11 protein-coding genes are annotated in these 12,480 nt (G+C 42.6%); 9 read left to right on the plus strand and 2 right to left on the minus strand.

Annotated elements, in window-relative coordinates:
- Positions 1 to 73 precede the first annotated feature (73 nt).
- Entirely contained in the window at positions 74 to 2,935 is a 2,862-nt protein-coding gene (glnE, locus tag AB4160_RS08155; protein WP_372004243.1) for a bifunctional [glutamate--ammonia ligase]-adenylyl-L-tyrosine phosphorylase/[glutamate--ammonia-ligase] adenylyltransferase, read from the minus strand.
- A gap of 243 nt (positions 2,936 to 3,178) precedes the next feature.
- Here glnE and AB4160_RS08160 point away from each other — a divergent pair, with 243 nt between their 5' ends.
- The 8 genes from AB4160_RS08160 to AB4160_RS08195 all read left to right on the plus strand — a co-directional run bounded on the left by AB4160_RS08160 (position 3,179) and on the right by AB4160_RS08195 (position 10,002).
- Entirely contained in the window at positions 3,179 to 4,150 is a 972-nt protein-coding gene (locus AB4160_RS08160) for a hypothetical protein (protein ID WP_102438551.1), read from the plus strand.
- Between the two features lie 9 nt (positions 4,151 to 4,159).
- Entirely contained in the window at positions 4,160 to 5,059 is a 900-nt protein-coding gene (locus AB4160_RS08165) for a DUF350 domain-containing protein (RefSeq protein WP_102438553.1), read from the plus strand.
- 4 nt (positions 5,060 to 5,063) lie between these two features.
- Positions 5,064 to 6,839 (plus strand): polyamine aminopropyltransferase, encoded by a 1,776-nt coding sequence (locus tag AB4160_RS08170; RefSeq protein WP_102438555.1) that lies wholly within the window; start codon positions 5,064 to 5,066, stop codon positions 6,837 to 6,839.
- Between the two features lie 81 nt (positions 6,840 to 6,920).
- Positions 6,921 to 7,334, plus strand: a complete 414-nt coding sequence (locus AB4160_RS08175; RefSeq protein ID WP_076539733.1) for a YjfI family protein — start codon at positions 6,921 to 6,923, stop codon at positions 7,332 to 7,334.
- 11 nt (positions 7,335 to 7,345) lie between these two features.
- Positions 7,346 to 8,035 carry a PspA/IM30 family protein gene (locus tag AB4160_RS08180; protein ID WP_076539734.1) on the plus strand — a complete coding sequence of 230 codons (690 nt, stop codon included), beginning with the start codon at positions 7,346 to 7,348 and terminating at the stop codon, positions 8,033 to 8,035.
- Positions 8,036 to 8,041: 6 nt separating this feature from the next.
- Positions 8,042 to 8,698: a hypothetical protein gene (locus tag AB4160_RS08185; RefSeq protein ID WP_102438557.1), complete on the plus strand. Its 657-nt coding sequence runs from the start codon at positions 8,042 to 8,044 to the stop codon at positions 8,696 to 8,698.
- Positions 8,699 to 8,729: 31 nt separating this feature from the next.
- Positions 8,730 to 9,053, plus strand: coding sequence for a hypothetical protein (locus AB4160_RS08190; protein WP_102438559.1), 324 nt, complete (start codon positions 8,730 to 8,732; stop codon positions 9,051 to 9,053).
- A 127-nt stretch (positions 9,054 to 9,180) separates the two neighbouring features.
- Positions 9,181 to 10,002: an ion transporter gene (locus AB4160_RS08195; RefSeq protein WP_102438590.1), complete on the plus strand. Its 822-nt coding sequence runs from the start codon at positions 9,181 to 9,183 to the stop codon at positions 10,000 to 10,002.
- Positions 10,003 to 10,084: 82 nt separating this feature from the next.
- Here AB4160_RS08195 and AB4160_RS08200 read toward each other — a convergent pair whose 3' ends face one another.
- On the minus strand, positions 10,085 to 11,566 hold the full coding sequence (locus AB4160_RS08200; protein WP_102438561.1) for an inorganic triphosphatase: 1,482 nt from the start codon (positions 11,564 to 11,566) through the stop codon (positions 10,085 to 10,087).
- A 224-nt stretch (positions 11,567 to 11,790) separates the two neighbouring features.
- Between AB4160_RS08200 and AB4160_RS08205 the strand changes: the two genes are divergently transcribed.
- Positions 11,791 to 12,474 (plus strand): TIGR00153 family protein, encoded by a 684-nt coding sequence (locus AB4160_RS08205; protein WP_102438563.1) that lies wholly within the window; start codon positions 11,791 to 11,793, stop codon positions 12,472 to 12,474.
- Positions 12,475 to 12,480 lie beyond the last annotated feature (6 nt).

A 12,480-nucleotide genomic window follows, 5' to 3' on the forward strand; every position in this document is an offset into this window, starting at 1 on the left:
AAACGGTGCAGGTCACTATTTTCCCGCACCGTTATCCTAACAAAACCAAAAATCTACGGTTTTAGACAAGACGTTATAGCTCTTCACCTAAAATGTGCTGATAAATATTAATAATTTCGCTGACCTTGTTATTGGCTTTATCTGCATCGATTTCGCCTTTAGCGCGCTGAAGAGTCAGGCGATGACTTTCATCCCGTAGCCAACAGTAGGTTTGAGTCAGGTATTGAGCAGTCATCACAGGTAAAATCTCAAGCTCGGCTAATAGCTGAAAAATGCGCACATTATCAGACCATATGGACAACTCTTTATTTTTGTTAGCGTAGGCTAACACTAAATACTGGGCCATAAACTCAATATCGGCAATGCCACCCGCACTCTGTTTTAAATCGAACTTACCGTTTGATGCTTTCAATAAATGCTGGCGCATTTTAATGCGCATATCGCGAACTTGTTTCGCAAGTTCAGGAAGCTGGCGCTGATGCGATAGCACCTCTGTGCGAATTTCACTAAAACGTGCCGCTAAGCGATGATCGCCATAAACAAAACGTGAGCGCACCAAAGCTTGATGCTCCCATGTCCAGGCCTCATCTCGCTGGTATTCGCGATACTGTTCAATCTCGCTAACCAATAAGCCTGAAGCGCCAGAAGGTCTTAAGCGCATATCCACTTCATAGAGCTCACCTGAGGTGGTTCGGGTAGCAAATAAATGCACAATGCGCTGCGCAAGTTTTAAATAAAAATGGCCATTATCAATCGGTCTTTTACCATCTGTAGCGCCTGCGCCTTGATGGTTATGTAAAAAAACCAGATCTAAGTCAGAGCCATATCCCAGCTCAATGCCACCTAATTTTCCATAACCAATAATAGCAAAGCCCATTTTCTCAGAGCTTGTACCTGCAGGTATGCCGTGCCTTGAGGAAATTTGATGCCAGGCTTGTAATACCACTTGCTCAATGATGGCTTCTGCAAGGTAGCTTAAGTGATCGCTCACCTCCATCACAGGTAGCACGCCAGTAATATCAGCGGCGGCAATTTTTAACTGTTGTGACAGCTTAAACTGGCGCAACGCTTCCATCTGTTGTTCCATGTCATCTTCTGGAACGCGCAATAGGTACTGCCTTAACTCACTTGGGTAGTCATCCAGCGGGGTGGTATCGTAAAGCTGAGCCGGATCGATGAGTTCATCCAGTAACATCGGAAAATTCGCTAACTCTTCGGCAATCCAGGGGCTAGCACAACAAAGGCTAATGAGCTGCTGACGGGCGCCGGGGTTCTCACACAATAATTCAAGATAAGTGGTACGGGTTAAAATTTTATCTAACACCCCTGATACCGCTTTTAATGCCACGCTCGGGACTGGTTGCTCTAATAATTCATCCAACAATTTAGGCATTAATTTTTCAAGAGTTTCACGTCCCCTGGGGCCTATTGAGCGTTTTAATACATTGCTGCGCCAGTCATCTAAGCTTGGCCATAAACTATCATCTTCAACATCATGCTCTTCAAGTAACGCTAAGGCATTTTCCTGATCATGAATTTGCCATAACTGGCAAGTCCAATGCTCGCTTGAGTCCTGTTCATCTTCGCCACCGACAGTATCTTTAAAGTGGCGATGAATGTTGCCCATGGCATTGGCAATTTTTTCCCGCAAGCTGTGCTCATCGCTCTCGCCCATGGCATAGCATAGTCGCTGCCAATCAGTCGCATTATCGGGCAATGTTTGGGTTTGCTTATCATCAAGAGCTTGAAGTAGATTTTCAACTCGGCGCAGTAAAATGTAGCTGTGTTTTAGCTCATCAACGGCCAAGTACTCTAACTGACCTAGGTTATATAAGGTATCAATTGCGCCAAACAAACTTTGCTGTCGCAGTGAAGGTTCTCGTCCGCCACGTATCAGCTGAAAACTTTGCACCACGAATTCAACTTCGCGGATCCCGCCAGCTCCCAGCTTTATGTTGTCTGTGAGCTGTCTGCGTCTAACTTCTTGTGCAATAAGTCGTTTCATTTTCCGTAGTGAATCAATGGCTGAAAAATCGATATAGCGACGATAAATAAAAGGCCTTAATAAGTCATGTAAGTCATCACTATATTGCGTCCAAGGCCCGAGTACTCGCGCCTTAACCATGGCGTAACGTTCCCAATCACGACCTTGCTCTTGATAGTAATCTTCAAGACCACTGAAACTGACCACTAACGGGCCACTTTCACCGTATGGGCGCAGGCGCATGTCGACCCGAAACACAAAGCCATCAACAGTAATTTGATCTAATAGACTGATCAGTCGTTGACCCATTTTGATAAAAAATTGCTGGTTAGCTTGAGCGCGGCGACCACCGATGGTTTCACCATGTTCAGGAAAGGTAAAAATCAAATCGATATCAGAGGAAAAGTTCAGTTCTCGACCACCAAGCTTACCCATACCGAGAATAAGTAACGGCTGTGGATTGCCCTCTTCATCTGTTGGGGTGCCGATTTGCTGACACATATCGGTGTAGAGCCAATCGCGAGCACCAATTACCAGCACTTCGGCTAAGCTAGATAAATCCAGTAGTGATTCTTCAACATCGCAATAATTTAAAAAGTCTCGCCAAGCGATACGTACCATTTGGAAGTTTCGAAATTGACGTAGCTGTTTTTTAACCTGCTCTTCTGAGCTTGATGAGGCTAAATTAGTGTGTAATTCACCAGTAAAAGACTGTCTATCGAGCTGAGTTAACTGACCATCGAATAGCAATTCAATCCACTGGGGATTACGGCACAATTGCTCGGCAATATAATCACTCAAACCTAACACTAACTTTAATTCAGCTTGTTGTGACTGGGTTAGTTTTTCAGTGATTTCAGGCCATGTTTCACAAAGCCTTAACCAGTAACGTGCTGCAATTTCATTAAGCTCTGCAGACAAGACGTTGTTACTTTGGTTGTGCATGTTTATCCGATCCCTTTGGCAAATTACTAAGACTTACACATTTCAATTCGACATATTATGTCAAGGTGTGTTATACAATAAAATCAACGATCGCATAAATAGCTAGTCGATATTGTACCTTCGATTAAGACTACTATATCCTTTACAACAGTAATACCGAACCATGTAAATATTTAGTCAGTTTTAAGCATATAATTATGCGACTTGATACTATATTTATATATGTATTTTATACTATTTGGAGAACACATGGCTGGCATGCTTCCTCGTGTCCTTGCAGTATTTTCAGCGCTGATCTTGTGCATAACATTATCAGGTTGTGGTGATGACAGACCTGAAAAAATTACGCAATATCAGCAGCTGTCACAGCAGCGATTGACTCAACTCGATTCAATGCTAAACGCAGGTGAGCTTCGTAATGCCACCTTACTGACACAATATACCAGCTTACTTAAAAACAGTAAGCCTGATCTGGTGCCGCTACTTGATGAACTGGCGCGTGATGCGACCTCAAGTGGCCCTATGTACCAATCACTAAAACGCAGAACCAGTGAACTGGCCGATTCTGCCAACTTCGTTGATTTAGATCAGCAGCTCGAAGAAGCGCAAAATATTTATCAAGCAGCTGATTCAAGTTTGTTTAATGACATGCTTTCCGATCCCGTTAATGTGGTGGCTGATTTATCAGGTGGACAGCTGGCAAGGGTTAACGCCATCAGCCGTGAAGCCGAAGCAATGGCCAACGGTAGCGAAGATTTTGGTGCAGGAAGCCAGCTAGTGGGTAACCCCGCTTATGGTAGCTGGCAAACTAATTCAAGCGGCATGTCATTTTGGGCCTGGTATGGCATGTATTCGATGTTCTCTAACATCATGAATCCTGTACGCTATGACCGCTGGTCAAACAATCGTGGTTACAGCTACTACAATGATGTCGGTCGCTACCGTTATACGTCTCCTAAACAGGCGAGCGCGCAAAATCGTACATTTGAGAACACCAAGAAAACCTTTAATTCTCAAGGTAAGCAATTTAATAGCCCGTATGCGAAATCACGTACAGGCTCAACCAGCTTATCAAGACAAAGTACTGCAACACCTAAAGCCAGTACTGCCGGAACCAAAACAGCACGTAGCACAAGTAAGTTCCGTTCAAATTATTCCAAAGACAGCAGTTTCCGTAATTCAACTAGCCGCACCACACGCGGTGTACGCCGAGGCAAATAAGGACTAACCATGACATTTTTAAATGACTTCGGACTCACCCTAGATTTAGCGATAATTTTAGCGATTGATCTGACCATCGCGGTGATCTTACTGGCGCTAATGCGCTACTTACAAGGCTGGAGCGTGAGAGTAAACAGCCGCGCTGAACTCGCAGAGCGTGATAACTTTGCTTTTGGGGTTAGTACTGCGGGTGCCGTTCTGGCATTAGGGATTGTACTTTCAGGGGCGATTACAGGTGAAGCTGCTGATTCGTATATTGTTGAAGCCATTGGCATGACAGCTTACGGCTTATTTGGCTTACTTTTAATCAAGTTTGGTCGAGTACTACACGACAAAATTGCCTTAAATGAAATCGATAAAAACAGCCAAATTATCAATGGTAATATGTCGGTTGCCATCGTTGATGCCGCCGCTGCTGTTGCCACAGCAATTATCATTCGATCGGTATTAATGTGGGCAGAAGATATTACCTTAGATACTTTCATTGCTATCTTTACCGCCTTCTTAATCTCGCAATTAATGTTAGTGTTATTAACTCGCTTTCGTGAGCACCAATACGCTAAACGTAATCAAGATGCCTCGATGCAAAAAGCACTAGAGCAAGGCCAAATAGCCGTTGCGATTCGTCACAGTGGTTACATGATTGCCATGGCATTTACCTTTAAAGCGGCCAGTCACTTTATTATCTATGATCCAACTGCTTACTTAATGAATATCGTCGGCTGGTTAACCTTCTCGATAATCATGCTGGTAGTGTTGTCGCTATTACTTGCTGTGGTTAAAAAGCTAGTTTTAGCTCAAATCAACCTAACTGACGAAGTTGAGAAACAACACAACGTCGGTGTGGCTGCAGTTGAACTAGCAATTAGTGTTGCTGTTGCACTCATTTTAGCGGCGTTAATGGCATAAATAGATGAATAATACTTTGCTTGAACAGAGCCAGGAGGGCTGCGACAAGCAAAATAGCCCTTCTCAAACAGGCACCTTGCCTCCAGCGAATAAACGCAGCCTTGCTTGGTTTGATGATGCCCTATTGTTGGGCATTATGGCCTTACTGGCAGGCTGTGGTCTTATTTACGAATACCTACTTTCCCACTATGCAGGCCGCATTCTCGGCGCCTTAGAAGCTGCTATTTACACCATGATAGGCATTATGATTGTGTCTATGGGCATTGGCGCCTTTGCCGCTCGTAAAATTCGCTGTGCCTTCACCGGCTTTGCGATGCTTGAACTTATTGTGGCATTTTGTGGATCATTAGCGATTTTAATTACCGCCGCCGTGATTGGATTTGGCCAGCAATTACCGTTAATTATTGCCAACACCTTAGGCCTGCCACCAGATCATTTACCTGACGGCGGTTTTATTGGCGTATTACAAAATCTTAGTGAATATTTACCCTATATCTGGGGGGTTATTCTAGGTTTGATGATCGGCATGGAGATCCCGCTGATTGCCCGCGTACGTCAATCCTTATCTGAAGAGCACTTGCTGCACAATGCCGGCACCATTTATGGCGCTGATTATGTCGGTGCGGGTGCTGGCGCGGCTATTTGGGTACTGTTCATGCTGTCGTTAGATATTCAGCTCGCAGCAGCGCTCACCGCCAGTGTTAACTTGTTAGCAGGCTTTGTGTTTATTTGGCGCTTTTGGCAGCAAATCCGCTGGGCTAAACTGATCCTCGCAGGACATTTTATCGCCACAGGAGTATTAGTGCTACTGGCACTGCACGGCCCCAGTTGGGAGCAAAATTTCAATAACCTGCTATATAAAGACAAAGTGGTGTATTCAGAAGCTACCCGTTTTCAGCAGTTAACCTTTACCGAGCGGCTGCGAGGCAAAGGTCAAGCGCCAGTGTATTCGCTATACATTAATGGTCGATTACAGTTCTCCAGTATTGATGAGCACATCTACCACAGCTTTTTAGTTCACCCGACACTTGCAGCCAGTGCAAGGCAGGATAATGTGCTAATTATTGGCGGCGGAGATGGCTTAGGGCTTAAGCAAGTTTTCAAATGGGATCCAAAATCGGTCACCTTAATGGATTTAGATGAACAGCTCGTCGACTTGTTTAGAGAGCCCCATGAGAACATGCCAGAGCGTGTTAGCAATGCCATGTTAGCCCTTAATGGCGATGCACTAAATGATCCTCGCGTTAAGCTTATTTATGATGACGCCTTTAATGGCATTGATAAACTGATTGCTGACAATCAAAAATTTGATGCCATTATTGTGGATTTGCCAGATCCGAGTCACCCTGATTTAAATAAGCTTTATTCTGATTTATTTTATCGAAAACTGGTCGAGCTATTGAGCGCTGATGGGGCAATGACGGTACAATCGACTTCGCCTTATCATGCCCAAAATGCCTTTATTTCTGTAGGAAAAACCATTGAATCGGCAGGGTTTTCGGTCGAGCAATACCATCATAACGTGCCAAGCTTTGGTGAATGGGGCTGGTCTATCGCCACCTTATCAGGACAAAATGCCAAGCAACGTCTAGCCCATAACGAGACGTTGCCCATTAATGAGCAATGGCTGACTCCCGGGCTTATACATGGCGCATTTGAGTTTCCTGGCACATTTTATAATGATGCTGACACTATCAAAGTGAATAGAATTGGCTCATTACAGCTATACCATTACCACTTAGCATCTTGGTCTGACAACCAAGGGATGAATCTTTTTTAACCAACTCAAAAATAGTCTTGACATAATATGTCTAAGTGCTATCTTTGAAACCTAAGACATAATATGTCAATAAGGACGAATATGAATATCCATAAGATTGCTAACCATTTGACAGAACTTGGCGACCTTAGCCATACCGGTTTGAAGTTTGATTGTTTTCCAATTGATGGTGATGTTGAAGTATTACAAGTCAACGTTGCTGGCCGTGAAGAATTACCGGTATTTGTATCGGTAACTGACAATCAAATCTTATGTATCAGTTATTTATGGGATGAGAGCGAAGTAAAAACTGAAACTCGTACCCAAATGTTTGAAACTATGCTTGAACTAAACATTCCAATGCCTTTGTCATCTTTTGCAAAAATTGATGATAAATATGTGGTTTACGGGGCGTTATCAGTCACCTCAAGCATGGAAGAGATCGAGCAGGAATTATCAGTATTGTCTGATAACTGTTTAGAAGTCATCGACGAACTTGTCGAATTTTTGAAGTAAGGAGCCATATCATGGGCATTTTAAATAAAATTTTAACGGCATTTCGTGGCGGCGCAAATGAAGTCGGCCAAACTATTGTTGATGCAAACTCTACTCGTATTTTTGAACAAGAAATTCGTGACGCAGAAAAGCATTTAACTAAAGCAAAACGTGAGTTAACTGACGTTATGGCGAAAGAAATGCAAGCAAGCCGTGAAATCGATCGCCTGAAACGCAGCATCACTGAGCACGAAGGTTATGCAACTCAAGCACTTGAAAAAGATAACGAAGCGTTAGCTATTGAAGTTGCTGAAAAAATCGCTCAGTTAGATCAAGAGCTAGCAGAACACGAAACAGCGAACAGCAGCTATTCTGCACATGCTTTACGCTTAAAAGAATTAGTGAAGAAAACCGAGCGTCAATTAACTGATTATCAACGTCAGCTAAGCATGGTTAAAACCACTGAAAGCGTACAAAAAGCCACCGCGACTATTACTGATTCATTTGCATCAAGTAACTCAAAGTTAATGAATGCAAAAGATTCACTAGAGCGTATTAAAGCTCGCCAGCAACAGTTTGATGATCGCCTACAAGCATCAGAAACCTTAGCTGAAGAGAATAGCGACAAGTCTTTACACGCTAAGCTAGCAGAAGCAGGAATTGGTGAGCAAAAGTCTAGTGCTAATGCTGTTTTAGAGCGTCTTAAAGCGAAAAAAGGTTAATTGACTATGGGATTTCTGCGTGGCCTATTTGGCAAGAAAGAAGCCCCTAAACGTCAGCTTGACCATGTGAACAAGCTACTCAAGGGAGATATGATCTCCCTTGATGATAGTTTTGCCTTACCTGAGCAACTACGTGGGCAGCAACTTAAAGTTGAAGCGATTCATACTTATGAATATGAACGTTCACAACAATGTGAGTGGTTACTTCGCGGTCACAGTGGCACCGCTATTTTCATGTCTTACATTGAAGAAGATGAAGCTTACTTAAGTTTCTCTGTCAAAGTAAATCGCTCTATCGTTGAGCAAATTTTTGATCTCGATGAATTCTCACAGTTATTTGAAGAGCCCGGTAATGCTGAGCTCAAAACACTACCGCTTTCAAATGAATTAGACAGTGAATACGCACGCTGGTTAAGTGATGCTTATCATCAAGTTGAATTTGCCACTTTTGGTTATTTCCATCGTCAAGATTACCGTGGTCAAAAGCCACCTCAAGATGATAGCAATCAACAACGAGGCGATGGCTTTGAAAGCTACTCATTAGTTGATAGCGATGAAAGCCACGCTGTGGATGTCGAAGTTTATGAAGGTGGCGATACTGAAGTCATGTTGACGCTATATCGCCCATTAACGGATATTCGCGAGTTTTGGCCGGCAAGCTAAGTTAAAGCGGTTTTAGGGAGTTAAACCAACCATGAGTAAAGGTAAATCGTTACCAGAAACCTGGATAAAAAATCAGCAAGCGGCCAAGGCAACCCAAGTCGCGTTTGATTTAGATGAAAAGTTTCAGTACCAGATCCGAAAAGCCGCCCTTGATGCAGGGGTCAGCCCTTCAGATCAAATTCGCTCAATACTTGGTTTAAGCGTCACTAAGCGCCCAAAAAGGCCCAGATTAACCGTATCGTTAAGCCAAGATGATTACGTCTTACTAGCCCAGCGATACGGGTTAAATTCAGATGCACAACTTGAAATTAAAAAGCGCGTTTTAGATGATTTAGTGCAATTTGTAGACGAATAGCTGATGTTTGGATTTTAAAAAACACGCCTTGTTTAAGGCGTGTTTTTTATGGCTGCAATTAAGGTTTACGCCATACCCCATGATTGGTAGCATCACTGCACTGCTTTTGCAAAACGGATTTGTATCGATGATAGATAAAAAACGCTGGTCATTAAAAACCTTAAATGGTCCCAGCCCTTTCGAACTGGCGATGATGGTGTTATCGCTTTTTTCAGTCTTTATTGTGATTATGCTGACTTTCAGCAAAATAGATCCTGAAACCAGACGGGTATTATTGTTTATTGATACCAGTATCTGCCTCTTGTTTATGTCGCGCTTTTTTTATGAACTTTTTAAAGCCCCAAGTAAGAAGTTTTATTTAAAACATCACTGGATTGATTTTGTTGCCAGCATCCCTGCAATTGAAGCACTGCGTATCGCCCGTGTTTTCCAAATATTACGGGTGATCAGATTAATTCGTGCCACACGCACACTAATCATTCCGCTATTAAGACAAAGCAAACAAACCACCTTAGCCGGGTTATTAGTGGCAATGGTGTTTATTTTGGGCGCAGCTTCCGTGCTAATTTTATTAGTTGAAACTGGGGTTGAAGGCGCCAACATTCAAACTGCCGAGCAAGCCATTTGGTGGGCATTAGTGACCATATCAACCGTGGGTTATGGTGATTTTTATCCAGTTAGCACAATTGGCCATATCATTGGCGCGATTGTAATTATTAGTGGCGTGAGTTTTTTTGGGGTAATTTCTGGTTACATGGCATCGGTTTTTGTCGCGCCAGACAGCAATGAACGTGAAGAGCGTGAAGAAACTAATAAACAGGATATCAAATCTGCTTTAGAGCAAGCATTGGAGCGTATGGAGCAAAACCAGCAACAAATGGAAAAAAACCAGCGTCAAATGCTTGATGAAATAGCCATTTTAAAACAGCAGCTTATAGACAAGAATTAACCAGTACTCACCACATTCGGATTATTTCATCTATAAAAAATAAGGCCTATCAACTGATAGGCCTTATGTTTAAATGTTTAGCTTACCAGTATGGCTGGTTTTTTAAGGCACTTTTACGAGAATGCTCCATGGCAAACAGCAAACTAGCCTCTTTATCTTCAAGCCAACGGCCAATATCCACGTCGGTCTCTGCAGTCAGTTTAGCCAACAATTGATAACAACCTAAGGTTTGAATACCTAAGGCTAAATCTTGCCAAGGCGCTCTGAATGCTTCGCGGTCTTCTGCTTGATACAATTCACCATAAGCAAACCCCACCAAGATACTTTCATCTAAGCAATGGGCCACTTTTTGATAATCAAGGCTATCCATTGCCGCGCTCATTGGCATTACATCTACAATCCGCTGCCATGAATCTTGCTGTAAACGATTAGCAAACACACCCAATTCAGGATAATCCACTAAGCGGTGGGAACCATTGGCAGTTTTTAATAATAAATCCACTAATTCAAGCTGTAATTGACCGTATTCAGGTTTAAGCCAAAAAGCCTCGAGATTATTATCAGCAACAAGCTTAGCCGCACTGGCTTTAGCTAATGCCTTTAGCGGCGCTTTATTAATGGATTTACCGAATAAGTTTTGACGCTCATCAATAATTAAACTGAGGCTTTGCAGCGGCTCAATAAATTGTAGTTGTTGCTCTAACGTGTCGAAGTAACTGAGCACTTGTGAATTCAATAATCCAAATTGGCTTAGAGTCAGTCGCAACAATCGAATACAAGCCCGCAGTTGCATCCATAATTGTGCTTGCTGAGAAATTTCATCACTATCAAGCAAGATTGATTCAATGATCTGCCAGCGTTCGATGCCCGACTCTAATAATACTTCCAAGGTTTTTGATAAACTTTTATCGCTGGGTAAGCGAATATAATCGATGCTCTTTAATGATTGCGCTTGTGAGTGACCTGAAAGTAAATAGCCGCGCTGGGCTTTACTCGCTTTACCTAATCTCACCGGAACATGACGAGCAACGTCAATAGCCAACTGCAATAGCGCTGACGTGTCACCAGCTAACAGTTCAAACTCCACTTCACATATGGGATCGGCTTTGCCGTTAGCCAGGACATTACCGGTATCAAATGCAATCTCAACTAAACTATCGCCAATATAAACATGCCATGATTGGCGGCAAAAATTAGTTTCAAAAATACAGCTGATTTCAGCTTGCAGCTCACTAACCAGCATTTCTTGCGGCCAAATGGTGTCAGGAAATAATGCCAGTTCGGGGAAATCTTGCTCAATAGCCACATTATATTCGGGCCGAGAGTGAATACCGCCAATAACTTTGCCCGCAGTTTTAATGGTTTGCTCGGTATACTTTTCAGTTTGGCGTACCCTAAGCCCCATCAAATGTTGTCTTAATTGTAATTGAGGTGTATCAAAGTATTTGTTTGATAACTGACAAGTTTCTTGAGGGGTAGCGCCGTCCAATTCATTCAGTAATTTTACCAATAAATCATGGTATTGTGGCTGTATAAACAGCTTAAGTTCTATCTCAGAGTCCATTGACTTCTTTTTCACCTTGTCATTAAATCTTCATTAATGCGTCATAATTAGTTCATAATGTCACATTAGTGTAATAAAAATCCCTTAGGATAGCGTTACTCAGTTCTATATACTGACTAATATCAACTGTAGATTAAATTAAAAACACAGTTTCATTATGTGGACGCTTAAGGTAACATGCGCCCGCTTTTCCAAAATTGGAATCATTAAATAGGTTAACCGCAATGCCAGTAAACTCTATTTTAGGAGTGTTTGCAAAATCACCCCTTAAGCCCTTAGAACAGCATATCGACAAAGTTCATGAATGTGCAGTACTACTTGTACCATTCTTTGACGCAACGACCTCAGGTGACTGGGATGAAGCGGTCAAAGTCCGTAAGCAAATAAGCTTACTTGAAAATGAGGCAGATACGCTAAAGCGTGAGATCCGCCTTACCCTTCCTAGTGGGTTGTTTATGCCAGTAGAGCGTACTGACTTGCTTGAGTTATTAACTCAACAAGACAAAATCGCTAACAAGGCAAAAGACATCTCCGGCCGTATTATTGGTCGCCAATTAGTTTTCCCTCAACAAGTGCAAGCACCGTTTAAAGCTTATCTCAAACGTTGTTTAGATGCTGTCTCTCTTGCTAAGCAAGCAATTAACGAACTCGATGACCTTCTCGAAACAGGTTTTAGAGGACGTGAAGTCGAATTAGTCGCCAAAATGATCAATGAATTAGATCGTATTGAAGCTGATTCAGATGATTTGCAAATCCAAGTACGTCGCTTACTACTAAGCTTGGAAGCAGATTTGAATCCTATCGATGTCATGTTTATGTACAAGATTATCGAATGGGTTGGAGGCTTGGCAGATTTAGCCGAGCGTGTAGGCTCTCGCCTAGAGCTAATGTTAGCTCGCAGTTCATAACTAAAA

Origin of the sequence: Shewanella sp. 10N.286.51.B8, from assembly GCF_041469325.1 — a bacterium.
In the GTDB taxonomy this organism is placed as follows: Bacteria; Pseudomonadota; Gammaproteobacteria; order Enterobacterales; family Shewanellaceae; genus Shewanella.